Annotated in this window: 26 protein-coding genes and 2 tRNA genes; 24 read left to right on the forward strand and 4 right to left on the reverse strand. The window is 44.5% G+C overall.

Annotated elements, in window-relative coordinates; translation table 11 throughout:
• The first annotated feature begins 57 nt into the window (after positions 1-57).
• A complete protein-coding gene (gene mdh / locus EAE91_RS02895; protein ID WP_214087173.1) occupies positions 58-996 on the forward strand; it encodes a malate dehydrogenase in 939 nt (312 codons plus the stop codon).
• A gap of 101 nt (positions 997-1,097) precedes the next feature.
• Here the strand turns inward: mdh and EAE91_RS02900 are convergent, their stop codons facing one another.
• Positions 1,098-1,364 carry a helix-turn-helix domain-containing protein gene (locus tag EAE91_RS02900; protein WP_036770439.1) on the reverse strand — a complete coding sequence of 89 codons (267 nt, stop codon included), beginning with the start codon at positions 1,362-1,364 and terminating at the stop codon, positions 1,098-1,100.
• Between the two features lie 183 nt (positions 1,365-1,547).
• Between EAE91_RS02900 and EAE91_RS02905 the strand changes: the two genes are divergently transcribed.
• Positions 1,548-1,895 (forward strand): DNA-binding protein, encoded by a 348-nt coding sequence (locus tag EAE91_RS02905; RefSeq protein WP_214087174.1) that lies wholly within the window; start codon positions 1,548-1,550, stop codon positions 1,893-1,895.
• Between the two features lie 76 nt (positions 1,896-1,971).
• Positions 1,972-2,352, forward strand: coding sequence for a DNA-binding protein (locus tag EAE91_RS02910; RefSeq protein ID WP_214087175.1), 381 nt, complete (start codon positions 1,972-1,974; stop codon positions 2,350-2,352).
• A 21-nt stretch (positions 2,353-2,373) separates the two neighbouring features.
• Here EAE91_RS02910 and ispB read toward each other — a convergent pair whose 3' ends face one another.
• Positions 2,374-3,345, reverse strand: a complete 972-nt coding sequence (ispB, locus tag EAE91_RS02915; RefSeq protein WP_214087176.1) for an octaprenyl diphosphate synthase — start codon at positions 3,343-3,345, stop codon at positions 2,374-2,376.
• 251 nt (positions 3,346-3,596) lie between these two features.
• On the opposite strand from ispB, the gene rplU reads away from it, so the two are divergent.
• The 3 genes from rplU (at position 3,597) to cgtA (ending at position 5,610) form a co-directional block, all read left to right on the forward strand.
• Positions 3,597-3,905 (forward strand): 50S ribosomal protein L21, encoded by a 309-nt coding sequence (gene rplU, locus EAE91_RS02920; protein ID WP_011148618.1) that lies wholly within the window; start codon positions 3,597-3,599, stop codon positions 3,903-3,905.
• A gap of 19 nt (positions 3,906-3,924) precedes the next feature.
• Positions 3,925-4,182 carry a 50S ribosomal protein L27 gene (rpmA, locus tag EAE91_RS02925; protein ID WP_011148617.1) on the forward strand — a complete coding sequence of 86 codons (258 nt, stop codon included), beginning with the start codon at positions 3,925-3,927 and terminating at the stop codon, positions 4,180-4,182.
• Positions 4,183-4,434: 252 nt separating this feature from the next.
• Entirely contained in the window at positions 4,435-5,610 is a 1,176-nt protein-coding gene (gene cgtA, locus EAE91_RS02930; protein WP_214087177.1) for an Obg family GTPase CgtA, read from the forward strand.
• A 62-nt stretch (positions 5,611-5,672) separates the two neighbouring features.
• On the opposite strand, the gene dacB is transcribed toward cgtA, so the two are convergent.
• Positions 5,673-7,121 (reverse strand): serine-type D-Ala-D-Ala carboxypeptidase, encoded by a 1,449-nt coding sequence (gene dacB / locus EAE91_RS02935; protein ID WP_214087178.1) that lies wholly within the window; start codon positions 7,119-7,121, stop codon positions 5,673-5,675.
• Between the two features lie 261 nt (positions 7,122-7,382).
• On the opposite strand from dacB, the gene greA reads away from it, so the two are divergent.
• Positions 7,383-7,859 (forward strand): transcription elongation factor GreA, encoded by a 477-nt coding sequence (gene greA, locus EAE91_RS02940; protein ID WP_036776530.1) that lies wholly within the window; start codon positions 7,383-7,385, stop codon positions 7,857-7,859.
• 133 nt (positions 7,860-7,992) lie between these two features.
• Here greA and yhbY read toward each other — a convergent pair whose 3' ends face one another.
• On the reverse strand, positions 7,993-8,286 hold the full coding sequence (gene yhbY, locus EAE91_RS02945; RefSeq protein WP_214087179.1) for a ribosome assembly RNA-binding protein YhbY: 294 nt from the start codon (positions 8,284-8,286) through the stop codon (positions 7,993-7,995).
• A gap of 141 nt (positions 8,287-8,427) precedes the next feature.
• Between yhbY and rlmE the strand changes: the two genes are divergently transcribed.
• From rlmE to EAE91_RS03030, 17 genes are all read left to right on the forward strand, one after another.
• Complete coding sequence (rlmE, locus tag EAE91_RS02950) at positions 8,428-9,057, forward strand: 23S rRNA (uridine(2552)-2'-O)-methyltransferase RlmE (RefSeq protein WP_214087180.1); 630 nt, start codon at positions 8,428-8,430, stop codon at positions 9,055-9,057.
• 48 nt (positions 9,058-9,105) lie between these two features.
• On the forward strand, positions 9,106-11,067 hold the full coding sequence (gene ftsH / locus EAE91_RS02955) for an ATP-dependent zinc metalloprotease FtsH (RefSeq protein WP_214087181.1): 1,962 nt from the start codon (positions 9,106-9,108) through the stop codon (positions 11,065-11,067).
• Between the two features lie 76 nt (positions 11,068-11,143).
• On the forward strand, positions 11,144-11,989 hold the full coding sequence (gene folP / locus EAE91_RS02960) for a dihydropteroate synthase (protein WP_214087182.1): 846 nt from the start codon (positions 11,144-11,146) through the stop codon (positions 11,987-11,989).
• Positions 11,986-13,323, forward strand: coding sequence for a phosphoglucosamine mutase (glmM, locus tag EAE91_RS02965; protein WP_214087183.1), 1,338 nt, complete (start codon positions 11,986-11,988; stop codon positions 13,321-13,323). Before folP ends, glmM begins: the two co-directional genes overlap by 4 nt.
• A gap of 176 nt (positions 13,324-13,499) precedes the next feature.
• The gene (gene secG, locus EAE91_RS02970) at positions 13,500-13,838 is read left to right on the forward strand and encodes a preprotein translocase subunit SecG (protein WP_214087184.1); all 339 of its coding nucleotides are present in this window, start codon (positions 13,500-13,502) and stop codon (positions 13,836-13,838) included.
• Positions 13,839-13,893: 55 nt separating this feature from the next.
• Positions 13,894-13,982 (forward strand) — tRNA-Leu (locus EAE91_RS02975).
• Between the two features lie 58 nt (positions 13,983-14,040).
• Positions 14,041-14,117 (forward strand) — tRNA-Met (locus EAE91_RS02980).
• A gap of 211 nt (positions 14,118-14,328) precedes the next feature.
• Positions 14,329-14,781, forward strand: a complete 453-nt coding sequence (gene rimP / locus EAE91_RS02985; RefSeq protein ID WP_146110678.1) for a ribosome maturation factor RimP — start codon at positions 14,329-14,331, stop codon at positions 14,779-14,781.
• Between the two features lie 21 nt (positions 14,782-14,802).
• On the forward strand, positions 14,803-16,311 hold the full coding sequence (gene nusA / locus EAE91_RS02990) for a transcription termination factor NusA (RefSeq protein WP_011148606.1): 1,509 nt from the start codon (positions 14,803-14,805) through the stop codon (positions 16,309-16,311).
• A 24-nt stretch (positions 16,312-16,335) separates the two neighbouring features.
• Positions 16,336-19,065: a translation initiation factor IF-2 gene (infB, locus tag EAE91_RS02995; protein ID WP_214087185.1), complete on the forward strand. Its 2,730-nt coding sequence runs from the start codon at positions 16,336-16,338 to the stop codon at positions 19,063-19,065.
• Between the two features lie 65 nt (positions 19,066-19,130).
• On the forward strand, positions 19,131-19,541 hold the full coding sequence (rbfA, locus tag EAE91_RS03000; protein ID WP_049585104.1) for a 30S ribosome-binding factor RbfA: 411 nt from the start codon (positions 19,131-19,133) through the stop codon (positions 19,539-19,541).
• Positions 19,541-20,488, forward strand: coding sequence for a tRNA pseudouridine(55) synthase TruB (gene truB, locus EAE91_RS03005; protein WP_214087186.1), 948 nt, complete (start codon positions 19,541-19,543; stop codon positions 20,486-20,488). Before rbfA ends, truB begins: the two co-directional genes overlap by 1 nt.
• Positions 20,489-20,610: 122 nt before the next feature.
• Positions 20,611-20,880, forward strand: coding sequence for a 30S ribosomal protein S15 (gene rpsO / locus EAE91_RS03010; RefSeq protein WP_015836102.1), 270 nt, complete (start codon positions 20,611-20,613; stop codon positions 20,878-20,880).
• 247 nt (positions 20,881-21,127) lie between these two features.
• Positions 21,128-23,257 carry a polyribonucleotide nucleotidyltransferase gene (gene pnp, locus EAE91_RS03015; protein ID WP_214087187.1) on the forward strand — a complete coding sequence of 710 codons (2,130 nt, stop codon included), beginning with the start codon at positions 21,128-21,130 and terminating at the stop codon, positions 23,255-23,257.
• A 249-nt stretch (positions 23,258-23,506) separates the two neighbouring features.
• Complete coding sequence (nlpI, locus tag EAE91_RS03020; protein ID WP_011148600.1) at positions 23,507-24,391, forward strand: lipoprotein NlpI; 885 nt, start codon at positions 23,507-23,509, stop codon at positions 24,389-24,391.
• Positions 24,392-24,498: 107 nt separating this feature from the next.
• Positions 24,499-24,573 (forward strand): protein YrbN, encoded by a 75-nt coding sequence (yrbN, locus tag EAE91_RS24885; protein ID WP_350385507.1) that lies wholly within the window; start codon positions 24,499-24,501, stop codon positions 24,571-24,573.
• Positions 24,563-26,476: a DEAD/DEAH family ATP-dependent RNA helicase gene (locus EAE91_RS03030; protein ID WP_214087188.1), complete on the forward strand. Its 1,914-nt coding sequence runs from the start codon at positions 24,563-24,565 to the stop codon at positions 26,474-26,476. Before yrbN ends, EAE91_RS03030 begins: the two co-directional genes overlap by 11 nt.
• Positions 26,477-26,598: the final 122 nt, after the last annotated feature.

Genomic DNA, 26,598 nt, shown 5'->3' on the forward strand with positions numbered 1-26,598 from the left:
TCTTAACCAGATGAATTCACAGCATTTTAAAGTATAAACGATTTAAGGAGTATCAGGATGAAAGTTGCAGTTCTCGGTGCAGCCGGTGGTATTGGTCAGGCTCTTGCTCTTCTACTAAAAACCCAGCTTCCTTCGGGTTCAGAACTCTCTTTATATGATATCGCTCCAGTGACACCTGGGGTGGCTGTTGACCTGAGCCACATTCCAACGGAAGTGAAAATTCAAGGCTTTGCTGGTGAAGATGCAACCCCCGCGTTAGAAGGAGCAGATGTTGTATTGATTTCTGCGGGTGTTGCCCGTAAACCCGGTATGGATCGTTCAGATCTGTTTAATGTTAACGCGGGTATCGTTCGTAACCTGGTAGAACAAGTGGCTAAAACTTGTCCAAAATCGCTGATTGGGATTATTACTAACCCAGTCAACACAACTGTAGCTATTGCAGCCGAAGTGCTGAAAAAAGCAGGTGTATATGACAAAAACCGCCTGTTTGGGGTCACAACCCTAGATGTTATTCGTTCTAATACTTTTGTTGCTGAATTGAAAGATAAAAAACCACAGGAAATCGAAGTACCCGTTATCGGTGGCCACTCTGGTGTGACAATCTTACCTCTGTTGTCGCAGATCCCAGGTTTGAGCTTTACTGATGAAGAGTTGGTTGCTTTAACTAAGCGTATTCAGAATGCCGGTACTGAAGTGGTTGAAGCTAAAGCGGGTGGAGGATCTGCAACTCTGTCTATGGGGCAAGCTGCGGCTCGTCTTGGGCTCTCTTTGGTCCGCGGCTTACAAGGCGAAAGTGATGTTGTGGAATGTGCTTATGTTGAAGGTGATGGCAAATATGCTCGTTTCTTTGCTCAGCCGGTTCGTTTGGGTAAAAATGGCGTAGAAGAGCGTTTGGACATTGGTCAATTGAGTGATTTTGAGCAGAAAGCGCTGGAAGGCATGCTAGATGTATTGAGAAATGATATAGAATTAGGCGAAAAATTTATTAATAACTAATTTATATATTTTATAAGTAAAAAATATATATCTATGAAATAATAAAACCGCTGGTATAGCGAATTACCGGCGGTTTTTATTCAACGAATATAATTCGTTAGCTAATTATTTGTTTGTTCTCGTATTTTCCTTTCTAATAATTCTCCAGTATTTGGATCAAAATAACGACTTGGCCAAATTTCTGAAGGGTGTATTTCCAGATAATTCGCAATTATCCACTCCCCTTTCGGCCACGGCCGAGACAGCGCATTAGCTAGAGTCGATGAGCTAAGCCCCGCTTTGCGTGATACTTCAGCTAAGGTTGTTCCCCGCTTGCGTAAAGCTGCAATTATATCGGCAGGATGCCAATCAGATTTCCTTGAAATCATTTTTAATCCTTTTTTTATTAAATTTGATGCCATTAGTGGTATAAATAACAGGTACGCATGAGATTAATAACGAACTTAAACCTGTTATTGAGAAATAAAATAGCATTATTTTTCTAAAAATATTTCCAAATTTTTTCTTAAAAACTTCTTTTTTGAACTTGGTTACAAAAATAGAGAAACGTGATGAAAAAAGAGTGGTATTCGGCCAAGGAGTTAATCGGCGTGGGTGAGTTACCTGGATCACCACAAGGAGTTAACGCCAGAGCAAAGCGCGAGGAGTGGTTACGTCAGAAAAGAGAAGGTGTGCAAGGTAAAGCAGTCGAGTATCACTACTCCTGTTTCCCGGAAACGACCATTGCGGCACTGGAGCTTCATGAATCATCTTCTGAGTATCAGGTGCAGAAGCAAGATCCTTTATCTATTTGGGTTGGAGCTTTCCATCAGTTATCAGAATCTGAGAAACAGGCTGTGATAGCCATGATCTTACGGGATGGTATCAGAAGTTTTTTAGAAAAAATTTCTGTTATTTAACCTATTTTTGGAAATTAAAAATGCCAACTAACTTGGATTCTTCTTCATTATCCCGGTGCAAAGTGAGAAGAAAAGTATGAAAAAAGAATGGTACTCAGCTAAAGAGCTGGTTGGTATTGCCGGACTTCCTTCTTCGCCACAGGGAATAAATCTGATGGCAAGGCGGGAAGGATGGGAATATAGACGTAAACGGGGTGTTCAGGGCAAGGCTCTTGAATACCATATAAATAGTTTGCCTGAAGATGTACTTAATGTGCTATCCGTAGAGGAAAGCACTATTGATTATGCAAACAAACGGCAAGATCCATTCTTAATTTGGGTTGAGGCTTACTATCAATTAACTAAAGCTGAGCGGGAAAAAATTGTGAAATTTATTCTTCGAGAGGGGCTGGCAAAACTTATTGGTTATATTGATGTAGGTGTTGAAGACGCAGAGAAAAACCTGGAGTCAGATTAACCCCAGGTTTTGTTCTATCGATTAAGAAAGGCGTTGTACGGCAATATGGGCTAACCCCACGAGTGCTTGCTTGTATGGGGAGTTTTCCAGCGCCTGCAAAGCAGCTATTGCTTTATCTGCTTCTTCCTCTGCTCGTTTACGGGTATATTCCAGTGAGCCGCACTGTTTCATGGTTGCCAGTACGGTTTCGAGTAAATGGCGGCCATTACCTTTTTCAATTGCTTCACGAATAAGTGCTGATTGTTCTGGATTGCCATGATTCATAGCGTGCAGCAAAGGCAATGTCGGTTTACCTTCGTTAAGATCATCACCGGTGTTTTTGCCTAATGTATCGCTATCGGCATCATAATCCAGTAAGTCATCTATTAACTGGAATGCAGTGCCTAAATAACGTCCGTAATTTTGTAAAGCCGTTTCTTGCTCTGGGGTGGCGTTAGAAAGAATAGCGGAAGAGTGGGCGGCGACTTCAAACAATCGGGCTGTTTTACTGTAAATCACCCGCATATAATCATCTTCAGAAATATTTGGATCATTGCAGTTCATCAACTGTAAAACTTCGCCTTCAGCGATAACATTAGTTGCCTCTGACATCAACTTGAGAACTCGCATAGAGTTAAGAGTTGTCATCATTTGGAAAGAGCGTGTGTATATAAAGTCACCAACCAGTACGCTCGCAGCATTACCAAACATGGCATTGGCAGTCGCTTTGCCACGCCTCATATCTGATTCATCCACAACATCATCATGTAACAGAGTCGCTGTGTGGATAAATTCAATTAATGCGGCAACAGTAACATGTTTATCACCCTGATAACCTAATGCTCTGCTAGCCAGGATGGCAATGATTGGGCGGAGGCGTTTTCCACCACCGCTGATTATGTAGTAGCCCAACTGATTGATAAGAGTAACGTCAGAATTCAACTGACTAAGAATGGTTTCATTTACCGCTGCCATATCATCAGCGGTTAGCTTGATAATAGATTCTAAATTCATATTTTTTCGGCTATGGGTTTTAATGCAGAGCTGTGTTCATATTAACATTAAAATAATTATTGCTGTGTCTTGATTGTACTCGAAAAACAGCCTAAATAAATGACAATTCAGCAACTATGTTTTTTTATCATCTGCTCTAATTCTGCACTTGTCTTCTTAGGCTTTTTTGCGTAGAATTCGCGCCCTATTATGAATATTTATAGCGCGCTCTGGAATGATATTTAAGGGGGCGTGCGGAAAGCGGAGTTTATATGTACGCGGTTTTCCAAAGTGGTGGTAAACAACACCGAGTCAGCGAAGGTCAAACAATTCGCCTGGAAAAGCTGGACATCGCAACGGGTGAAACTGTTGAGTTTGACCAGGTTCTGATGGTCGCTAATGGTGATGACATCAAAATCGGCGCTCCTGTCGTTGAAGGCGTTAAAATCAAAGCTGAAGTGGTTGCCCACGGTCGTGGCGAGAAAATTAAAATCGTTAAGTTTCGTCGTCGTAAACACAGCCGTAAGCAGCAAGGCCACCGTCAGTGGTTCACCGATGTTAAAATCACTGGCATCGCTTAAGATTTAGGAGAGCAGATTAATGGCACACAAAAAGGCTGGCGGCTCAACTCGTAATGGCCGCGATTCTGAAAGTAAACGTCTGGGTGTAAAACGTTTTGGTGGCGAGTCTGTATTAGCAGGCAGCATCATCGTTCGTCAACGTGGCACTAAATTCCACGCTGGCAATAATGTTGGTTGTGGTCGCGATCACACCCTGTTCGCATTAGCTGACGGGAAAGTTAAATTCGAAGTTAAAGGCCCGAAAAACCGTAAATTTATCAGCATCGAAGCTGAATAAGTTTTTCGAGTTATAAACCCTATGAATTTCAAGATGCATCGCGACGGCAAGGGCGCGAATCCCCAGGAGCATAGATAACTATGTGGCTGGGGTGAGTGAGTGCAGCCAACAAAGAGGCAACTTGAAAGATAACGGGTATAAACCGAATCAGAAGCCCTGCATGCGTTGCGGGGCTTTTTATATTCTAAAGTACGCCATCTCTGGGTAACACGGCCGTCCAGCACTGTAATGGCTATCATACGGAGAAAAAATATGAAATTTGTAGATGAAGCCAGAATACTGGTTGTTGCGGGGGATGGTGGCAATGGTTGTGTCAGCTTCCGTCGTGAAAAATATATTCCGAAGGGTGGGCCAGACGGTGGAGATGGTGGAGATGGTGGAGATGTCTATCTGCTAGCAGATGAAAATCTCAATACACTGATTGACTATCGTTTTGAAAAATCCTTTCGGGCAGAACGTGGACAAAATGGTCAAAGCCGTGATTGTACAGGCAAGCGTGGTCAGGATACCACGATTAAAGTCCCTGTTGGGACGCGTGTCCGTGATGCAGTAACCGGTGAGGTTCTAGGCGATATGATTCGTCATGAACAGCGTTTAATGGTAGCGAAAGGTGGATTCCACGGGCTTGGTAATACTCGCTTTAAATCTTCTGTCAACCGGGCTCCTCGCCAAAGAACGATGGGGACCTCAGGTGAAACCCGTGAATTGATGCTGGAACTGATGTTGTTAGCGGATGTTGGTATGCTAGGGATGCCAAATGCGGGCAAGTCCACATTTATCCGTGCTGTTTCTGCCGCTAAACCAAAAGTTGCAGATTATCCATTTACCACTCTGGTACCAAGCTTGGGTGTAGTAAGGATGGATAATGAACAAAGTTTCGTTGTGGCTGATATTCCAGGGCTCATTGAAGGTGCTTCCGATGGCGCTGGTTTGGGTATTCGTTTCTTGAAACATCTGGAACGTTGCCGGGTATTGTTGCACTTAATCGATATTTGTCCTATTGATGAATCAGACCCTGTTGAAAATGCCCGGATTATTGTCAACGAGCTACAGCAATACAGTGAAAAATTGGCAGAAAAGCCCCGTTGGTTGGTATTCAATAAAGTTGATCTGTTAGATCCAGAAGAAGCTAAGCAACGAGCCCAAGCTATTGCTGATGAATTGGGTTGGGAAAGCGACTTTTATATGATCTCAGCGATAAATCGTTTGGGGGTTAAAGCGCTTTGCTGGGATATTATGGAGTTTATGAAAACTCAGCCCCGTAATATGAGCACAACAGAAGATGAAGCTCAGCCTGAGAAAATTGAATTTATGTGGGATGACTACCATAAGAAGCAATTGGAACAGGTTTCGGAAATAGACGATGACTGGGATGACGATTGGGACGAAGATGATGACGAAGGCGTAGAAGTTATTTATAAACGCTGATTCTTTTACTTTTATCTTTTCTCATCATAGTTAAGGGCACCATATTTTTGGTGCCAGTTTTATCAGTTGCTTTGGTATAAATCTTTGTACAACCTGCTTTCGAATCGAATCAAAGGAGCTCGACGGTTGCGATGCTCTTTTGGCGGTACAGCGTAAGCAGAAATAAATTGCACGAAAGCAACTTGTTGACCGCTAGCCGTGGTTATAAAGCCAGCCAGGTTATAAACTCCTTGCAGGGCACCGGTTTTAGCCGAAACTTTTCCGTTTACACCTGCTTCATCCAGCCCTCCCCGGTATCTTAATGTGCCGTCATGACCTGCCAATGGCAGCATGGAAATAAAATCTAATTCTTGATCATGTTGAGCAATAAACTGTAATACTTCCATCATGGTTGCTGGAGTAATCAGATTATGGCGGGATAATCCTGAGCCATCCACCATCACGGTATTTCCTAGATCGATACCTGCTTTTTGCTTTAATACTTGCCGTACTGCATCAGAGCCTGAACGCCAGGTACTAGGTATATCAAAGTGTTGTCGTCCTATTGTCCGAAATACGGTATCAGCGATCATATTGTCAGATTTTTTTAGCATGACTTTCAGCAGATCATGTAATGGTGCTGATTGATTTTGCGCCAGAACTTTTCCCGGGTCAGTTGGTAAGCTTTGGCGTTTGAGATGACCTGTGATTTTAATTCCTGCAACTTGTAATTCATTTTTGAGAATTGCCCCGGCATAGCTGGTGCCATTTTGAATTGCGAAAGCCAGTGGCAGCGGTTCACTGCGTTGGGTAAGGCATCCAGTAAGAGTAAAACGGTTAAGTTCTCCGGGAATGATGTCCAGTTCGCAGTACTGGCTTTCAGGAGAGCCTTTTGCCAATGTCTTAACTTCACTGAACATATTTACGGGATAAAAAGATGCTACGCGGATAAACGCAGTATCACCGGGGTGTTCAGCACTATATAGCGAAACTGAAAAACAGTTTCGATCTACAATTGCGGCAGCAGGGGGAGCGCTGAAACATTGGGTCATGTCATTCCATACCCAACCGGGGGCTTTATCGTGGCTGGCAAAAGCGGAAACATCTATCAGAAGATCGCCGTCAATTTTTTCCACGCCAGATTGTTTCAGGACTGTGACCATATTGCGAAGTTGTTGACGGGTCAGTGTTGGATCTCCGACAAAGCGAGCGATCAAATTCCCTTTCAGGACGCCGTTTGAAATTTTTCCGTGACTTTCCAGTGTGGTGATAAAGCGATAATCTTTACCCAGTTGTAACAATGCTGCAAGAGCAGTGACAACTTTCAGCGTACTTGCTGGTAGAGCCATTTGCTGCCCGTGATAATCAATTAACGGGGTATTGGTACCAACTTTTTGAGCGATTAACGCCAGATTAGTACCATCAGGCAGATATTGCGTATATTCCTCAACGGGTGTGGCGTTTGCGTTGGGTGTAATGAAATACAGAGCGGTAACGCAAACTAATCTGCTGGCAATTTTAAAGAAGGACATAAATTTCGCATATGGATGTAGACGTACCACAATACTAAGGCTCAAAGTGGGGAAAAGTAAACGATGACCCATCACCAAGTCTACGTTAGAATGATATATTAATATGTAAAATATGATTGCGAACTCTGGGTAGCCCTATGGTTTGCACCATTGTTTATTGTCTGGAAGCCCGCCCGACAAGGTGTGCTCATTGTGCTGTTATCTGAAAACATCAGGATGATGCTTGTTTTTTTGCTCAGGAAAGATTTAGAGGATTAATAAATGAAACAGATTCCAATGACGGTACGTGGCGCGGATAAGTTGCGCGAAGAGTTAGATTATCTAAAGAACGTACGCCGTCCAAAAATTATTTCAGACATTGCTGAAGCGCGTGAACATGGTGATCTGAAAGAAAATGCTGAGTATCATGCTGCTCGTGAACAACAAGGTTTCTGCGAAGGTCGTATTCAAGAAATAGAAGCTAAGCTTTCTAATGCGCAAGTGATTGATGTCACAAAAATGCCCAAAACTGGGCGTGTTATTTTTGGGACTACAGTTACGGTTTTGAATGTTAATACTGATGAAGAGCAGACTTACCGGATTGTGGGTGATGATGAAGCAGATATTAAAGAAAATTTAATCTCAGTGAATTCACCAATTGCCCGCGGTTTGATCGGTAAAGAAGTTGATGACGTTGTTATTATCAAAACACCAGGTGGTGAAGTTGAATATGAAATCCTGAAAGTTGAATATATTTAACTTCAGGATTGGCTTGTCGCTATTGACTTACGTTAGGTAAAGTTGCACAAGGATCGTGGATAAAGTAAAAAAGGCCGGAGATGGCCTTTTTTACCATAATATGCACACGGCATTTTATATAAATGTGGTTTGATTATTTAGGTAAAATAATTTTGCGTTCTTCCGATTGGCGGTAAAGAACTAGGATTTTACCGATAATTTGCACATTATATGCACCGGTCTCGCGGACAATTGCATCGGCGATCAAATTTTTAGTTTCACGATCTTCGCCTGCGATTTTGACTTTGATAAGCTCATGGTGTGATAGCGTTTGTTCAATTTCGGCCAACACACCCTCGGTCAGGCCGTTATTACCAATCATGACGACAGGTTTTAGCGGGTGAGCGAGACTTTTCAGGTGTTGTACTTGTTTTTTGTTAAGGGCCATTGTTTTTTTGCTTAGTTAGGATTGAAAACGGGACATTCTACCGCCATCTCATCTCTATCACCATAAATAGTGTGTTGTGGTTTTGGTGTTATGGAGCAATAGATATCTGGCTCTTTATTCGTAGTATAGTTGGAAAGGACAATGGCCAATAAAAAACGTTCGGCAAGCTCCAGTCGCTGGTTACAAGAACACTTTAGTGATAAATATGTTCTGCAAGCACAGAAAAAAGGGCTTCGTTCTCGCGCTTGGTTTAAACTTGATGAAATTCAACAAAGTGACAAAATTTTTAAGCCTGGCATGACCGTTGTCGATTTAGGCGCAGCTCCTGGTGGATGGTCTCAGTACGCAGTGAGTCAAATTGGTGATAATGGGCGAGTGATTGCCTGTGATCTTTTACCGATGGATCCCATTGTTGGTGTCGATTTCCTTCAGGGTGATTTTCGTGATGAACTTGTATTGAAAGCATTGCTTGAGCGAGTTGGTGATAACAAAGTCCAGGTCGTCATGTCGGATATGGCACCCAATATGAGCGGAACACCTGCGGTCGATATTCCTCGATCCATGTATCTGGTTGAATTGGCGTTGGATATGTGTCGTGATGTGCTGGCCCCCGGGGGGAGTTTTATTGTCAAAGTGTTTCAGGGAGAAGGCTTTGATGAATACCTGAGGGAAATTCGCTCCCTATTTACGAACGTGAAAATTCGTAAGCCAGACGCTTCGCGGGCACGATCGCGTGAAGTATACATTGTAGCGACAGGGCGGAAACTATAGTACCCTGAATGCTATTTGTTAACACAGTTGTAATATGAGGTTAATCCCTTGAGTGACATGGCGAAAAACCTGATTCTCTGGTTAGTTATCGCAGTTGTGCTGATGTCGTTATTCCAGAGTTTTGGTCCCAGCGATTCCAATAGTCGTAGGGTGGATTACTCTACCTTCATCAATGAATTAGCCCAGGATCAGGTGCGCGAAGTTCGTATCACAGGTCGTGAAATTAATGTTAGTAGGAAAGATAACAGCAGATACACCACTTACCTACCAGTACAGGATGAAAAACTGTTAGATACGTTATTGAATAAAAACGTAAAAGTGGTTGGTGAACCCCCAGAGGAACCAAGTCTGCTAACTTCTATTTTCATTTCCTGGTTCCCGATGTTATTGCTTATTGGGGTCTGGATTTTCTTTATGCGTCAGATGCAGGGCGGCGGCGGTAAAGGGGCAATGTCTTTTGGTAAAAGCAAGGCCCGTATGCTGACAGAAGATCAGATTAAAACCACTTTTGCTGATGTTGCTGGTTGTGACGAAGCGAAAGAAGAAGTTGGTGAACTGGTGGAATATCTGCGAGAACCAGGCCGCTTCCAGAAGTTGGGTGGAAAAATTCCGAAAGGTATTCTGATGGTCGGGCCTCCGGGTACGGGTAAGACTTTACTGGCAAAAGCAATTGCTGGTGAGGCAAAAGTGCCATTCTTTACTATCTCAGGTTCCGACTTTGTTGAAATGTTTGTTGGTGTTGGTGCGTCCCGTGTTCGTGATATGTTCGAGCAGGCGAAGAAAGCAGCACCTTGTATCATCTTTATTGATGAGATTGATGCGGTGGGCCGTCAGCGTGGCGCTGGTTTGGGTGGGGGTCACGATGAGCGTGAGCAGACTCTGAACCAGATGCTGGTTGAGATGGATGGTTTTGAAGGCAACGAAGGTATTATCGTTATTGCCGCGACTAACCGTCCCGACGTACTTGATCCTGCGTTGTTGCGCCCAGGTCGTTTTGACCGTCAGGTTGTGGTTGGTTTGCCAGATGTACGTGGCCGCGAGCAGATTCTGAAAGTTCATATGCGCCGGGTTCCTCTGGATACTGATGTTGATGCTTCTGTCATTGCTCGCGGTACTCCGGGATTCTCTGGCGCTGATTTGGCTAACCTAGTGAACGAAGCTGCTTTGTTTGCTGCCCGCGGTAACAGACGCGTCGTTTCTATGGTTGAATTCGAAAAAGCGAAAGACAAAATCATGATGGGCGCGGAACGTCGCTCTATGGTGATGACGGAAGAGCAAAAAGAATCAACTGCTTATCATGAAGCAGGCCATGCCATTATTGGTCGTCTGGTTCCTGAGCATGATCCTGTTCACAAAGTTACCATTATTCCGCGTGGCCGTGCTTTGGGGGTGACTTTTTTCCTACCGGAAGGAGATCAGATCAGCGCCAGTCGCCAGAAGTTGGAAAGCCAGATTTCAACCTTATATGGAGGTCGTCTGGCAGAAGAGATTATTTATGGTCCAGACAGCGTTTCTACTGGCGCATCTAACGATATCAAAGTGGCGACATCAATTGCCCGTAACATGGTAACGCAGTGGGGGTTCTCAGAAAAACTCGGCCCATTACTCTATGCAGAGGAAGAAGGAGAAGTATTCCTCGGCCGTTCAGTTGCTAAAGCTAAGCACATGTCTGATGAAACTGCTCGTCTTATCGATCAGGAAGTGAAGGCAATTATCGATCATAACTATCAACGTGCTCGTCAGATTCTGATGGATAACCTTGATATTTTGCATTCGATGAAAGATGCATTGATGAAGTACGAAACTATTGATGCTCCCCAGATTGATGACTTAATGAATCGAACAAATGTGCGTCCACCGGCTGGGTGGGAAAGCGATAATGGCAGCAATAATAGCAGTCGCCCAACAGGTAATACACCTCCTCCGCAGGCTGCAAAACCAGCCGATGATATCAATACATTGGCGCAAGGTGGTGAACAAGTAGGGCGGTCAGGAAATAAAGACCAGTAATTGTTTCGTAGTTTGATTGATATATTCATGAAACCCCAGGTTAGCCCTGGGGTTTTGACATTGAAGGTAGCCAACAATGAAACTCAGAGCCAGAGATAATGTTCTCAATCTTTCTCGCCCACAAATAATGGGTATTTTGAATGTGACTCCAGATTCATTTTCTGATGGTGGTGCTCATAATACTCTGGATATGGCCTTACGACATGCTGAAAAGATGATTAACGAGGGAGCGGCGATCATTGATATCGGAGGGGAATCTACCCGTCCCGGAGCTGATGAAGTCAGTGAGCAGGAAGAAGTGGATCGTGTTGTTCCGGTTGTTGAGGCTTTAGCTCAACGATTTAATATTTGGATTTCTGTTGATACCTCGAAAGCATTGGTGATGAGTGAGTCAGCGAAAGCTGGTGCCCATTTGATTAATGATATTCGTGCATTGCAAGAGCCTGGAGCTTTGGAAAGCGCGGCTAAATCTGGATTACCCGTTTGCTTGATGCATATGAAGGGCCAACCACGTACGATGCAGGATACGCCACATTATGAAAATTTGTTAAGTGAAGTGAAACAATTTTTTACTGAGCAAATTGAACGTTGTGTGATGGCAGGAATAGCAAAAGATAAACTTGTTCTTGATCCGGGCTTCGGTTTTGGCAAGAACTTGACGCATAATTATCAGTTACTGGCACATTTAAACCAATTTCATCAATTTGGTTTACCTGTGCTGGCAGGAATGTCACGTAAATCTATGATAGGTCAGTTACTTCATGTGCCACCACAAGAAAGGGTTGTCGGTAGTGTAGCTTGCGCTGTTATCGCTGCTATGCAAGGAGCGCAAATTATCCGGGTACATGATGTCAAAGAAACCGTGCAGGCGATGCAAATTGTCGAAGCAACACTTTCAGCAAAGGAAGAGAAGAAATTATGAGTAACCGTAAATATTTTGGTACTGATGGTATCCGTGGCAAAGTGGGCAATAGCCCAATTACGCCAGATTTTGTGTTAAAGCTTGGTTGGGCTGCGGGTAAGGTACTGGCTCGTCATGGTTCTCGTAAAATTATTATCGGTAAGGATACCCGTATTTCTGGCTATATGCTGGAATCTTCTTTAGAAGCAGGCTTAGCTGCGGCTGGTTTGTCGGCTTCGTTCACTGGTCCTATGCCAACACCTGCTGTTGCTTATTTGACTCGTACCTTCCGTGCTGAAGCTGGAATTGTTATCTCTGCTTCTCATAATCCTTATTATGATAATGGTATTAAATTCTTCTCTATTGACGGTACGAAACTGCCGGATGATGTGGAAGAGGCGATTGAAGCTGAAATGGAAAAGCCACTGACTTGCGTGGAATCCGCAGAGTTGGGACGGGCAAATCGTATTGTGGATGCTGCGGGTCGTTATATTGAATTCTGTAAAGGTACATTTCCAAGTGAGCAAAGTCTTAATGGATTGAAAATTGTACTTGATTGCGCTAATGGTGCGACTTACCACATTGCCCCAAATGTACTCAGAGAACTAGGGGCTGATGTTGTGACGATTGGCTGTGAGCCGAATGGTATCAATATTAATGAAAAATGTGGTGCTACCGATGTTCGTTTATTGCAGCAACGTGTTGTAGAAGAGAAGGCAGATGTTGGCCTGGCATTCGATGGCGATGGTGATCGCGTTATTATGGTTGATCATTTAGGACAGAAAGTTGATGGCGACCAAATCCTTTACATTATTGCCCGTGAAGCATTGAGACAAGGACAACTGCGTGGTGGAGTTGTTGGTACGCTGATGAGTAATATGGGATTGGAGCTGGCATTGAAACAGCTTGGTATCCCATTCTTGCGTGCTAAAGTGGGTGACCGTTATGTGCTGGAAAAATTGCAGGAAGAAGGCTGGCGTTTAGGTGCCGAAAATTCTGGTCATGTTATCTTGCTGGATAAAACCACTACGGGTGACGGTATTGTTGCTGGCCTTCAGGTTCTGAGCGCTATGGTACGTAACCATATGAGTTTGCACGATCTGTGTAGTGGTATGAAACTTTTGCCACAGGTACTGGTAAATGTTCGTTTCTCCGGTTCACACGATCCACTTAAATCGGAAAATGTAATTAATATTACTAAATCTGTTGAAGCTGAATTAAATGGTTGTGGACGGGTATTGTTACGTAAATCTGGTACTGAGCCATTGATTCGAGTCATGGTAGAGGGTGAAGATGATGTACAAGTCACGGCCTTGGCTCATCGTATTGCTGATGCAGTGAAACTCGCGGGTTAATTTGTTGTTTTTTTCCTCAAGTGATTCTGATTATTGAAATTAACCTTGCGTATCAGATGTGGTTTGGTTAGTATTCAGACCCACTCAGTCAGGTGATTAGCCTGTTTGAGTGGGTGATGCGGTATAAGGTAACCACATAGATTGTGGTAAACCCCACGAGGACATAGGTACGACATATGTATGAAGCTCTTTTAGTTGTTTTCTTGCTGGTTGCTATCGGGCTAGTTGCCTTGGTTATGCTACAGCAAGGTAAAGGTGCTGATATGGGTGCTTCCTTTGGTGCGGGTGCCTCTGCAACGCTATTTGGTTCATCGGGTTCTGGTAACTTTATGACCCGTATGACTGCGATTTTCGGTACTCTGTTTTTCGTTATTAGCTTGGTGCTTGGTAATCTGACCAGTAACCAAACTGGTACAAGCAGCAAGTGGGAAAACATTGGCGAGCCTGCTAAAGTTGAGAAATCAATGGAGATTCCGGCGGTGCCAGCAGCACCAAATAGTGATATCCCGCAGTAATCATCATAGAAAGAATTGAGATGGGGCTGTTTAATCAGCGATAGCCTCATGTAGTGCCGAGGTGGTGAAATTGGTAGACACGCTACCTTGAGGTGGTAGTGCCCACACTAGGGCTTACGGGTTCAAGTCCCGTCCTCGGTACCATTATTCGGATAGCTTGTGTTTTTGCAGTTATCAGCGTAATATTTGCCACGTTTTCGAACGCGGGATGGAGCAGCATGGTAGCTCGTCGGGCTCATAACCCGAAGGTCGTCGGTTCAAATCCGGCTCCCGCAACCACTTCTTAAATTAAGATGCACCTTTTTGAACGAAATAATTCAGCAATATTTGAAATATTGATTCTGATTTAAAGGGGCATGAAGTGAGTGGTTGAAGCCACTGGCAGCAAATAGGGTCCAGTTGCATAAAGCCCCGAATTTCGGGGTTTTTTGTTATTTGACAACAGAACTACTGGGCTAATTAGCCCTTTTTTTATGTCTTGGGGGTGGGCTTGTCCACATTAGAGCAAAAATTAACAGCGATGATTTCAGCACCAGTTGAAGCTTTAGGCTTTGAGTTAGTCGGCTTGGAGTTTATTCGTGCCCGTGTTTCTACACTGCGGATTTATATTGATAGTGAGAATGGTATCACTGTTGATGATTGTGCTGATGTTAGCCACCAGGTCAGTGCGGTGTTGGATGTCGAAGATCCTATTTCAGTGCTTTATAACCTGGAAATTTCTTCACCTGGCTTAGAGCGTCCATTGTTCACGGCTGAACATTACCAGCGTTTTATTGGTGAGGAAGTCAGTCTGGTTTTACGTATAGCAATGCAAAACCGTCGTAAATGGCTGGGCACTATCAAAACTGTCGACGGCGAAATGATCACGGTTACGGTGGATGGAAAAGATGAAGTGTTCGCACTGAGCAACATCCAGAAAGCGAACCTGGTACCCCACTTTTAAAGTTCGGATGAGGCAACTAGGATGAATAAAGAAATTCTGGCTGTTGTGGAAGCGGTTTCCAACGAAAAATCCCTTCCACGCGAAAAGATCTTCGAGGCGCTGGAAACAGCATTGGCCACAGCCACCAAGAAAAAATATGAACAAGATATTGATGTTCGTGTCAGTATTGACCGTAAATCTGGCGATTTTGACACCTTCCGTCGTTGGTTAGTTGTTGAAGAAGTGACTCAGCCGACTCGTGAAATTACGCTAGAAGCGGCTAGATTTGAAGAGCCTGAAATCGATTTGGGCAGCTATACCGAAGATCAAATTGAATCAGTGACTTTTGATCGTATTACAACACAAACCGCTAAACAGGTTATTGTACAAAAAGTACGTGAGGCTGAGCGCGCTATGGTTGTTGACCAGTTCCGCGAACAGCAAGGTGAGATCATCACCAGTGTGGTTAAGAAAGTCAATCGTGAGAATATCACTCTTGATTTAGGCAATAATGCTGAAGCAGTTATTCTTCGCGAAGACATGTTACCAAGGGAAAATTTCCGCCCAGGTGACCGTGTGCGTGGTGTACTGTATGATGTTCGCCCTGAAGCACGAGGTGCGCAACTGTTTGTCAGCCGTTCCCGCCCGGAAATGCTGGTTGAACTGTTCCGTATTGAGGTTCCGGAAATTGGTGAGGAGCTAATTGAAATTAAAGCTGCTGCCCGTGATCCGGGATCTCGCGCCAAGATTGCAGTAAAAACGAATGACAAGCGTATCGATCCGGTTGGTGCTTGCGTTGGCATGCGTGGTGCGCGAGTACAGGCCGTTTCCAGCGAACTGGGCGGCGAACGAATCGATATCGTACTGTGGGATGATAATCCTGCTCAGTTTGTCATTAATGCTATGGCTCCGGCTGATGTTGCATCTATCGTTGTCGACGAGGACAAGTGTACGATGGATGTTGCCGTTGAAAGCAACAACTTAGCGCAGGCTATCGGCCGTAATGGTCAAAACGTGCGCCTGGCTGCGCAGTTGTTGAAAAAGCACCGTGGTGATGACAAATGGGAATTAAATGTCATGACTGCTGAAGAGCTACAAGCAAAACATCAGGCAGAAGCTCATGCTTCTATTGATACATTCACTAAGCATCTCGATATTGATGAAGAATTCGCTACTGTTCTAGTCGAAGAAGGGTTTTCAACTCTGGAAGAATTGGCCTATGTACCAATTAAGGAACTTCTGGAAATTGAAGGCCTTGATGAGGAAACTATCGAAGTCCTGCGTGAACGTGCGAAAGCTGCTTTAACTACTCTGGAACTGGCTCAGAAAGAAAGCCTCAGTGATAAACAACCAACTGAAGAGTTGTTAAATCTGACTGGTATGAACCGTACTCTGGCATTTGACCTGGCTGCCCGTGGCATCTGTACGCTGGAAGATCTTGCCGAGCAGGGTATCGACGACCTATCTGATATTGAAGGTTTGAATGATGAGAAGACAGGCGAACTCATCATGGCTGCCAGAAATATCTGTTGGTTTGGCGATGATGCGTAATAAACCGTAGCAGGAAGGAACAGCATGACAGATGTAACCGTAAAATCACTGGCAGAAGAGATCCAGACTTCGGTTGATCGCTTGGTACAGCAATTTGCTGATGCAGGGATTAAAAAAACCGAAACTGATTTTGTCTCCCAGAAAGAAAAAGAAGCTTTACTGGCACATTTGAACCGCGAACAAGGTGGTTCGGCTGGTAAACCCGATAAATTAACATTGCAGCGTAAGACACGTAGTACGCTGAATGTTTCCGGCACCGATGGTAAAAGCAAACCGGTAGCCGTTGAGGTCCGCAAAAAGCGTACATATGTGAACCGCGATGCAATTGAACAGGCTAAAGCGGAAGAGCAAGCGAAGCGTGAAGCGGAAGAGCAAGCACGGCGCGAAGTAGAAGAAAAAGCGCAACGCGAAGCCGAAGCAGCAGCGAAGAAACTCGCTGAAGAGCAGGCTAAACGTGAGGCAGAAGAAAAAGCCAAACGTGAAGCAGCTGAAAAAGCTAAGCGCCAGGCAGCGGAAAATGAAAAAGTGACCAATCAACATACCGAACATAAGCAAAAACCAGCCCAGACTGACAAAACAGCCCAAAGTGAAAAAGCACGTCGTGAAGCAGAAGCTGCTGATCTTAAACGTAAAGCAGAAGAAGAGATGCGTCGTAAGGTAGAGGAAGAGGCTAGACGCGTTGCTGAGGAAGCTCGCCGTATGGCTGAGGAGAATCAGGACAAGTGGTCAAGTGATTCAGATTCCGTTGAGAATGACGATTATCATGTCACTACCTCCCGTCATGCCCGTGCTGCAGAAGACGAAAACGATGCTAAAGTTGAAGGTGATCGTCGTGCTCGTGGTCGTAGCGGTAAGGCTACTCGCCAGAAGAAAAATAATAAGCATTCTGAATCTAAAGCAGATCGTGAAGAAGCCCGCGCAGTTGGTCGTACAAAAGGTAAGCAACGTAAAACCAGCACATTGCAACAAAGTTTCAATAAGCCTGTAGCGGCTGTTAACCGTGATGTTGTGATCGGTGAAACTATTACTGTTGCTGAGTTGGCTAATAAAATGGCTGTCAAAGGTTCTCAGGTCATCAAAGCCATGATGAAAATGGGTGCAATGGCAACCATCAACCAAGTGATCGATCAGGAAACTGCACAGCTAGTTGCCGAAGAGATGGGTCACAAGGTTATCCTGCGTCGTGAGAATGAGCTGGAAGAAGCGCTGATGAGCGACCGTGATACCGGTGAAGCTGTAGCTGAACCTCGTGCCCCGGTTGTGACGATCATGGGTCACGTTGACCACGGTAAAACTTCTCTACTGGATTACATTCGTTCTACAAAAGTGGCTTCTGGTGAGGCGGGTGGTATTACCCAACATATTGGTGCTTACCATGTTGAAACTGAAAGTGGCATGATTACTTTCCTGGATACCCCAGGGCATGCTGCATTTACTTCAATGCGTGCACGCGGTGCAAAAGCTACCGACATCGTGGTCTTGGTTGTTGCTGCCGATGATGGTGTGATGCCTCAGACTATCGAAGCTATTCAGCATGCCAAAGCAGCGAATGTGCCTGTGGTTGTTGCGGTTAACAAGATTGACAAGCCAGAAGCTGATCCGGATCGCGTGAAGAATGAGCTTTCTCAGCACGGTGTTCAGCCTGAAGAGTGGGGTGGTGAAACTCAGTTTATCAATGTATCTGCTAAAGCTGGTATTGGTATTGATGAATTGCTGGACGCAATCTTACTTCAAGCTGAAGTTCTTGAACTAAAAGCAGTCCATTCTGGTATGGCAAGCGGCGTGGTTATCGAATCATTCTTGGATAAAGGCCGTGGTCCGGTTGCGACAGTACTGGTTCAAGAAGGTACTTTGAACAAAGGTGATATTGTACTTTGCGGCTTTGAATATGGACGAGTTCGTGCAATGCGTGACGAGCTAGGTCGTGAAGTGTTCTCTGCGGGTCCATCTATTCCAGTGGAAATCCTTGGTCTGTCCAACGTACCTGCGGCTGGTGATGAAGCGACTGTTGTACGTGATGAGAAAAAAGCTCGTGAGGTTGCTCTGTATCGTCAGGGTAAATTCCGTGAGGTCAAACTGGCTCGCCAGCAGAAATCTAAACTGGAAAACATGTTTGCTAACATGGAAGAAGGTGAAGTTTCTGAATTAAATATTGTTCTGAAATCTGACGTTCAGGGATCATGTGAAGCGATCCGCGAAGCATTGGAACAATTGTCTACCAATGAAGTGAAAGTGAAAATCATTGGTTCTGGCGTAGGTGGTATTACTGAGACTGATGCAACACTGGCTGCTGCCTCTAATGCAATTATTCTAGGCTTCAATGTTCGTGCCGATGCTTCCGCACGCCGGGTTGTTGAAAATGAAAACTTGGATCTGCGTTATTACTCTGTTATTTATAGCCTGATTGATGAAGTTAAGCAGGCAATGAGTGGTATGCTGGCACCTGAATATAAACAGCAGATCATGGGACTAGCAGAAGTTCGTGATGTGTTTAAGTCACCGAAATTTGGTGCGATCGCCGGTTGTATGGTGACTGAAGGTACTATTAAACGTAATAATCCAATTCGCGTATTGCGTGATAACGTAGTGATTTACGAAGGTGAATTGGAATCCCTTCGCCGTTTTAAAGATGACGTTAACGAAGTCCGTAATGGTATGGAATGTGGTATCGGTGTTAAGAACTACAACGATGTTCGTGTTGGTGACATGATCGAAGTATTTGAAGTTATTGAAGTTAAACGATCTATCGCTTAATTCCTACCACTGGTTAATTTCATTATTGGGGGGCTTTTGCCCCCCAAATGTCAGGAGATATAACAATGGCAAGAGAATTCAGTCGTACTCAGCGCGTTGCACAAGAAATGCAAAAAGAGATTGCCATCATTTTACAGCGAGAAGTGAAAGATCCCCGGATCGGTATGGCGACTGTTTCTGGCGTTGAAGTTTCCCGTGATTTGGCTTATGCCAAAGTATTTGTCACCTTTCTGAATGTGTTGACCGAAGAACATGATTCCGATGTGGTGAAGAATGGTATTAAGGCATTGAATGAAGCTTCTGGTTTTATTCGTTCTCTGCTGGGTAAAGCAATGCGTTTGCGTGTCGTACCAGAACTGACTTTCTCCTACGATAATTCCCTGGTAGAGGGGATGAGAATGTCCAATCTGGTTACTAATGTTGTGAAGAATGACGAACAGCGCCGGGCTTCTGCGGATCACAAAGAGGAGAAGTAATGGGGCGTCGTCGTCGCGGTCGTGATATACATGGTGTGTTGTTACTGGATAAGCCGCAGGATATTTCTTCTAATGATGCGTTACAAAAAGTAAAACGTATTTTCAACGCTAGCAAAGCGGGTCACACTGGCGCGTTGGATCCACTGGCAACGGGTATGCTACCGGTTTGCCTTGGTGAAGCCACGAAGTTTTCCCAGTTCTTACTTGATTCTGACAAGCGTTATCGAGTGATAGCTCGTCTTGGTCAACGAACTGACACATCTGATTCACATGGGCAAATCATCAGTGAAAGGGCAATTTCGCTAAATCAGCCTCAACTTGATGCCGCTTTGGATAAATTCCGTGGGGATACCATGCAAATTCCTTCCATGTATTCTGCACTGAAACATCAGGGGAAACCATTGTATGAGTATGCTCGTCAGGGTATTGAGGTAGAACGCGAAGCACGGCCAATTACAGTTTATGAATTACAGTTTATCCGTTGGGAAGATGATGAACTGGAATTGGAAATACACTGCTCGAAAGGGACTTATATTCGCACTATTATTGATGACTTAGGTGAATTATTAGGCTGTGGTGCCCACGTTATTTATTTAAGACGTTTACAGGTAGCGAATTATCCAAGTGATCGTATGGTAACACTTGAGCAATTATATGAATTGCAAAAGCAGGCTAAAGATCAGGAAATACCTGTGGGTGAATTAATTGATTCATTACTATTACCAATGGATAGTGCAATTACTCATTTCCCTGAGGTTAATTTGATTCCAGTAGTTGCGGCTTATTTTAAACAAGGACAAGCGGTGCGCAGTGCCAAATCCCCGGCTCTGGTTGAAAGTTTGGTACGTGTAACTGAGGGTGATGAACGGAAATTCATTGGTATTGCTGTTATCAATGACGATGGGCTTGTTGCTCCCCGCCGTTTAGTTGTTGAAAGCCGGGATTAGGGTATTTGGGGCTATCTTGCGCTTAACTTATTTGCAGCGTAGAATGGCGCAGTTATATGTTGGGTAGCTGAATTAGAGATCGGCACCTGTAATTTTAGTTTATATATTTTTGGAGTTGTAATATGTCTCTAAGTACTGAAGCAAAAGCGCAAATTATTGCTGAATTTGGTCGTGATGCGAATGACAGTGGTTCTAGTGAAGTACAGATTGCTTTGTTAACTGCACAGATTAACCACCTGCAAGGCCACTTTTCAGAGCACAAAAAAGATCACCACAGCCGTCGTGGTCTGCTGCGCATGGTTTCTCAGCGTCGTAAACTTCTGGACTATCTGAAGCGTAAAAATGTAACAAGTTACACTGCGCTGATTGGGCGTCTTGGCCTGCGTCGCTAATCAAGCAAGTTTCAGTGGAAAGGGGCCATATATGGCCCCTTTTCTTCTGAGAAGCCATCATATGGCAACAGTCCGAAAAATGTTGGTGATGGTTTTTGTTAAGGCTCTTCGGTTACAGAGGTTCGCGCGGCTAATGAGAGTGCTTAAGGGAGTAAGACCTGTCGTTAGTCGCGAGGATGTGGCATGAAGAGATTATTCATTGTTGTCTGCTGAATATAAAAGACAATGTTAACGAAAGGATATTATTTTGCTTAATCCGATTGTTCGTAAATTTCAATATGGTCAACATACCGTTACTATCGAAACAGGTATGATGGCTCGCCAGGCCACTGCTGCTGTCATGGTCAATATGGATGATACGGCTGTATTTGTCACCGTTGTTGGTCAGAAAAAAGTTAAAGAAGGTCAGGATTTCTTTCCACTGACTGTTAACTATCAGGAGCGTACTTATGCTGCTGGTCGTATTCCAGGCAGTTTCTTTCGTCGTGAGGGTCGCCCGGGTGAAGGCGAAACATTAGTCGCTCGTTTGATTGATCGTCCTTTGCGTCCTCTGTTCCCAGAAGGTTTCCTGAATGAGGTGCAGATTGTAGCGACCGTTGTTTCTGTTAACCCGCAAGTTAACCCAGATATTGTTGCAATGATCGGTGCTTCTGCTGTGTTGACATTATCTGGTATTCCGTTCAATGGTCCAATTGGTGCGGCTCGCGTTGGTTATATTAATGATCAGTATGTGCTTAACCCAACCAGTGATGAGCTGAAAAACAGCCGTTTGGATCTGGTGGTTTCAGGTACTGCTGGTGCTGTTTTGATGGTTGAGTCTGAAGCCGACATTCTAACTGAAGAGCAAATGTTAGGTGCGGTAGTATTCGGTCATGATCAACAACAGGTGGTTATCGATAACATCAATGCGTTGGCTGCGGAAGCAGGTAAAGAAAAATGGGATTGGGTACCGGAACCTGTTAATCAAGCGTTGCATAACCGTGTAGCTGAGTTGGCAGAAAACCGTCTGGGTGATGCTTACCGTATTACTGAAAAACAGGAGCGTTATGCTCAGGTTGATGCTATCAAAGAGGAAGTGACGGCAGCGCTGTTGGAACAGGATGACGCTTTAGAGGAAGGCGAAATCCATGAGATTCTGGGTAGCTTAGAGAAAAAAGTTGTTCGTAGTCGTGTTTTGCGTGGCGAACCACGTATTGATGGCCGCGAAAAAGATATGGTTCGTGCATTGGACGTACGTACTGGAATTTTGCCTCGTACTCACGGTTCTGCGCTGTTTACCCGTGGTGAAACTCAGGCTTTGGTTACTGCGACTTTAGGTACGGAACGTGATGCACAGATCATTGATGAATTGATGGGAGAGCGCACAGATCGTTTCTTGTTGCACTACAACTTCCCGCCATATTCTGTTGGTGAAACAGGTATGATTGGTTCGCCAAAGCGTCGTGAAATTGGTCATGGTCGTCTGGCTAAACGTGGTGTGCTGGCAGTCATGCCGAAAGCTAACGAATTCCCATATACCGTGCGCGTAGTTTCTGAAATCACAGAATCAAACGGCTCATCTTCAATGGCATCTGTTTGTGGTGCATCTCTAGCGTTGATGGACGCAGGTGTGCCGATTAAAGCGGCTGTTGCTGGTATTGCAATGGGGTTAGTGAAAGAAGGCGACAATTTTGTTGTTCTGTCTGACATCTTGGGTGATGAAGATCATTTGGGAGATATGGACTTTAAAGTGGCGGGTAGCTGTGAAGGTATCAGCGCACTGCAAATGGACATCAAAATTGAAGGCATTACCCGTGAAATCATGCAAATTGCTCTGAATCAGGCAAAAGGTGCGCGTTTGCATATCCTGAGTGTAATGGAACAGGCAATTAACAGCCCACGTAACGAAATTTCTGAATTTGCACCACGCATTCACACTATTAAGATCAACCCTGATAAGATCAAAGATGTTATCGGTAAAGGTGGTTCAGTTATCCGTGCACTGACAGAAGAAACTGGTACTACCATCGAGATCGAAGATGATGGCACAGTGAAAATTGCTGCAACTGATGGTGAAAAAGCAAAACATGCCATCAGTCGTATTGAAGAAATCACCGCTGAGATCGAAGTTGCTCGTGTTTACGCTGGTAAAGTAACCCGCATCGTTGATTTTGGTGCATTTGTTGCTATCGGTGGTGGTAAAGAAGGTCTGGTGCATATTTCTCAGATTGCTGATAAGCGTGTTGAGAAAGTGGCTGACTATTTGCAGGTTGGTCAGGAAGTCTCAGTTAAAGTTCTGGAAATTGATCGCCAGGGCCGTGTTCGCCTGAGTATTAAAGAAGCGACAGCCGGTGTAATTGTCGAGGATACACCAGTGGCACCACAATCAGCAGAATAAATTTGATGTATATACCCAATGGATTTCAAGATGCATCGCGACGGTAAGGGAGCGAATCTCCGGGAGTATAGATAACTATGTGACCGGGGTGAGTGAGCGCAGCCAACAAAGAGGCAACTTGAAAGATGACGGGTATAAACGGTGTCTTGTAAGAAAGCACCGTTTATAGATTCAGGGCAGGAGGCCCAATAAATGCAATATGGGTGATAGGGCATTCTTAATTTAATGTCTGACTTTCGGGAGTAGGAAATGAATCTTTTTCTGCGCTGGTGTTATGCTGTGGCAATACTTCTTTTGGCAGGATGCAGCAGCAAGGATTGGCGTAAAAACGAAGTTTTTGCTATTCCGTTACAACCTTCATTGCAACAAGAAGTCATTCTGGCTCGCATGGAACAGATCCTTGCGAGTCGGTCATTGACAGAAGATGAGTACGCACAGCTTTTATATGAGAGAGGTGTGCTGTATGATAGTCTCGGGCTGAGAGCTTTGGCACGGAATGATTTTTCTGTTGCCTTATCTATTCGGCCTAATATTCCAGAGATTTTTAATTATCTGGGAATTTACTTCACACAGGCTAGCAATTTTGATGCTGCCTATGAAGCGTTTGATTCTGTATTAGAGCTTGATCCAACTTACAATTACGCGCGTCTTAACCGTGGCATCGCGTTGTATTACGGTGGTCGGTATAAGTTAGCGCAGGATGATCTGCAGGCGTTTTATCAAGACGATCCAAATGATCCTTTCCGTTCGTTGTGGTTGTACCTGGTGGAAAAAGAATTTTATCCTAAAGGGGCGATGTTGAACTTGTCGCAACACTACGAAAAAGCGAACCGGGGGCAATGGGGCTGGAATATAGTTGAATTCTATTTAGGCAAAATTAGTGAATATACATTGATGAATCGCTTGAAAGAGAATGCAACGGATAACACTTCGCTCGCTGAGCATCTCAGTGAAACTGACTTCTATTTAGGTAAACATTACCTAAGTCTGGGGGACAAGGATAGCGCATCTGCGTTATTCAAGCTGACGGTAGCTAACAACGCACATAACTTTGTTGAGCACCGCTATGCATTGTTGGAATTGGCGCTGTTAGGCCAGGAACAAGATGACCTATCAGAATCGGACCAGCAATAGCTGACGAACATTTCGAGATCGATTAACAAAGTCCATCATCTTGACCGATGAGGGCTTATTTGTTCGTTTAATTAAATACTTTGAGCCAGTTCACATTTTAAATGAAAATGACCGAAATTTTTTTCGATGCGTTATGTAGACTGGCCGCCATAACTAATGAGGCACCATTACATGACCACTGAGACTGAAATCTCTTTTGCTGATTTGGGTTTATCAGCACCTATCCTTTCTGCATTGGAAGATCTTGGCTATGAAAAGCCATCTCCAATTCAGCAACAATGTATTCCCCATTTATTAAATGGTCGTGACGTACTCGGTATGGCGCAGACGGGGAGCGGTAAAACAGCGGCATTCAGTCTGCCTTTACTGCATAACATCAATGCTGAGTTGAAAGCTCCGCAGATCCTTGTGTTGGCACCGACCCGTGAACTGGCGGTACAGGTAGCTGAAGCGTGCGCAGATTTTTCTAAACATATGCGTAACGTGAATGTTGTTGCGCTGTATGGTGGGCAACGTTATGACGTTCAGTTACGCGCTTTGCGTCAAGGGCCACAAATTGTTGTGGGTACACCTGGGCGTCTTTTGGATCACTTGAAGCGTGGTACTTTGGATCTGTCTAATCTGAGCGGCTTAGTTTTGGATGAAGCAGACGAAATGTTGCGTATGGGCTTTATCGAAGATGTTGAAAACATCATGAGCCAGATCCCGGCAGAACATCAGACTGCGCTGTTCTCTGCAACTATGCCAGAAGCTATCCGTCGCATTACTCGTCGTTTTATGAACGATCCGCAGGAAGTACGTATCCAAGCGAGTGTAACGACTCGTCCTGACATCAGCCAGAGCTATTGGTCTGTTTACGGTATGCGTAAAAATGAAGCTTTGGTGCGCTTCCTTGAAGCAGAGGATTTTGATGCCGCGATTATTTTTGTGCGCACCAAAAACGCAACGTTGGAAGTAGCAGAAGCACTGGAACGTAATGGTTACAACAGTGCGGCGCTAAATGGTGATATGAACCAAGCACTGCGTGAGCAGACATTGGAACGTCTGAAAGATGGCCGTTTGGATATTTTGATTGCAACTGATGTTGCAGCGCGTGGCCTGGATGTTGAACGCATCAGTTTGGTCGTTAACTATGACATTCCAATGGATGCTGAATCTTATGTTCACCGTATTGGCCGTACTGGTCGTGCAGGGCGTGCAGGTCGTGCGTTGTTGTTTGTAGAAAACCGTGAACGCCGCTTGTTACGTAACGTTGAACGTACAATGAAGCTGACTATCCCGGAAGTTGAACTGCCAAATGCAGAGTTGTTGAGTCAGCGTCGTCTGGAAAAATTTGCCGCTAATGTACAGCAGCAGTTGGAAAGTAGCGATCTGGATCAGTACCGTACTCTGTTGTCTAAGTTGCAACCTGCGGAAGATTTGGATATAGAAACGCTGGCCGCAGCATTATTAAAAATGGCGCAAGGTGAGCGTCCATTGATTCTGCCGCCAGATCCGGTACGTCGTCCTCGTCGTGAATTCAATGAACGTGATGATCGTCGTCGTAATGGTTTTGATGATCGTGGCGAACGTGGCGATCGTCCTCGTCGTGAACGTCGTGATGTCGGTGAAATGGAGTTGTATCGTATTGAAGTGGGCCGTGATGATGGTGTTGAAGTTCGTCATATTGTTGGTGCGATTGCTAACGAAGGTGATATCAGCAGCCGTTATATTGGCAACATTAAATTGTTTGCGACACATTCCACGATTGAATTGCCAAAAGGCATGCCAGGTGATTTATTGTCCCACTTTACCCGTACCCGCATTCTGAATAAGCCAATGAATATGCAGTTAATGGGTGATGCACAGCCATTTGAGCGCCGTGAACGTCGTGGTGGTGGGCGTAACGGTAATGGTAACGGTAATGGTAGTGGTCCTCGCCGTGATCGTGAGAATTTCAATGGTGGTGGCCGTCGCTTCAATGGTGAACGTCGTGGTGGAGAAGGTCGTGGTGAAGGTCAGAGCCGTGGCAATTTCCGTGGTCGTGCCGATGATCATGGTTCATCTGCTCCACGCCGTCGTTACAACAATAGTAACGCACAGTAATCATCTGAACTGATATTTAAATAATAAAGCGGCTCTTTTTACAGGAGCCGTTTTTGTTATCAGTTAATTGATTTAATATTTTTATAATAAAAAAGCTGCTCTTTGTACAAAAGGCAGCTTTT

It is taken from the genome of Photorhabdus noenieputensis, assembly GCF_018448935.1.
GTDB classification, from domain to species: Bacteria; Pseudomonadota; Gammaproteobacteria; order Enterobacterales; family Enterobacteriaceae; genus Photorhabdus; species Photorhabdus noenieputensis.

Bases quoted from the DNA above. Each gene is read 5' to 3' on its own strand.
- mdh (WP_214087173.1), top strand. From the start codon at position 58: ATGAAAGTTGCAGTTCTCGGTGCAGCCGGTGGTATTGGTCAGGCTCTT.
- EAE91_RS02900 (WP_036770439.1), bottom strand. From the start codon at position 1,364: ATGATTTCAAGGAAATCTGATTGGCATCCTGCCGATATAATTGCAGCT.
- EAE91_RS02905 (WP_214087174.1), top strand. From the start codon at position 1,548: ATGAAAAAAGAGTGGTATTCGGCCAAGGAGTTAATCGGCGTGGGTGAG.
- EAE91_RS02910 (WP_214087175.1), top strand. From the start codon at position 1,972: ATGAAAAAAGAATGGTACTCAGCTAAAGAGCTGGTTGGTATTGCCGGA.
- ispB (WP_214087176.1), bottom strand. From the start codon at position 3,345: ATGAATTTAGAATCTATTATCAAGCTAACCGCTGATGATATGGCAGCG.
- rplU (WP_011148618.1), top strand. From the start codon at position 3,597: ATGTACGCGGTTTTCCAAAGTGGTGGTAAACAACACCGAGTCAGCGAA.
- rpmA (WP_011148617.1), top strand. From the start codon at position 3,925: ATGGCACACAAAAAGGCTGGCGGCTCAACTCGTAATGGCCGCGATTCT.
- cgtA (WP_214087177.1), top strand. From the start codon at position 4,435: ATGAAATTTGTAGATGAAGCCAGAATACTGGTTGTTGCGGGGGATGGT.
- dacB (WP_214087178.1), bottom strand. From the start codon at position 7,121: ATGTCCTTCTTTAAAATTGCCAGCAGATTAGTTTGCGTTACCGCTCTG.
- greA (WP_036776530.1), top strand. From the start codon at position 7,383: ATGAAACAGATTCCAATGACGGTACGTGGCGCGGATAAGTTGCGCGAA.
- yhbY (WP_214087179.1), bottom strand. From the start codon at position 8,286: ATGGCCCTTAACAAAAAACAAGTACAACACCTGAAAAGTCTCGCTCAC.
- rlmE (WP_214087180.1), top strand. From the start codon at position 8,428: ATGGCCAATAAAAAACGTTCGGCAAGCTCCAGTCGCTGGTTACAAGAA.
- folP (WP_214087182.1), top strand. From the start codon at position 11,144: ATGAAACTCAGAGCCAGAGATAATGTTCTCAATCTTTCTCGCCCACAA.
- glmM (WP_214087183.1), top strand. From the start codon at position 11,986: ATGAGTAACCGTAAATATTTTGGTACTGATGGTATCCGTGGCAAAGTG.
- secG (WP_214087184.1), top strand. From the start codon at position 13,500: ATGTATGAAGCTCTTTTAGTTGTTTTCTTGCTGGTTGCTATCGGGCTA.
- nusA (WP_011148606.1), top strand. From the start codon at position 14,803: ATGAATAAAGAAATTCTGGCTGTTGTGGAAGCGGTTTCCAACGAAAAA.
- infB (WP_214087185.1), top strand. From the start codon at position 16,336: ATGACAGATGTAACCGTAAAATCACTGGCAGAAGAGATCCAGACTTCG.
- rbfA (WP_049585104.1), top strand. From the start codon at position 19,131: ATGGCAAGAGAATTCAGTCGTACTCAGCGCGTTGCACAAGAAATGCAA.
- truB (WP_214087186.1), top strand. From the start codon at position 19,541: ATGGGGCGTCGTCGTCGCGGTCGTGATATACATGGTGTGTTGTTACTG.
- rpsO (WP_015836102.1), top strand. From the start codon at position 20,611: ATGTCTCTAAGTACTGAAGCAAAAGCGCAAATTATTGCTGAATTTGGT.
- nlpI (WP_011148600.1), top strand. From the start codon at position 23,507: ATGAATCTTTTTCTGCGCTGGTGTTATGCTGTGGCAATACTTCTTTTG.
- EAE91_RS03030 (WP_214087188.1), top strand. From the start codon at position 24,563: ATGACCACTGAGACTGAAATCTCTTTTGCTGATTTGGGTTTATCAGCA.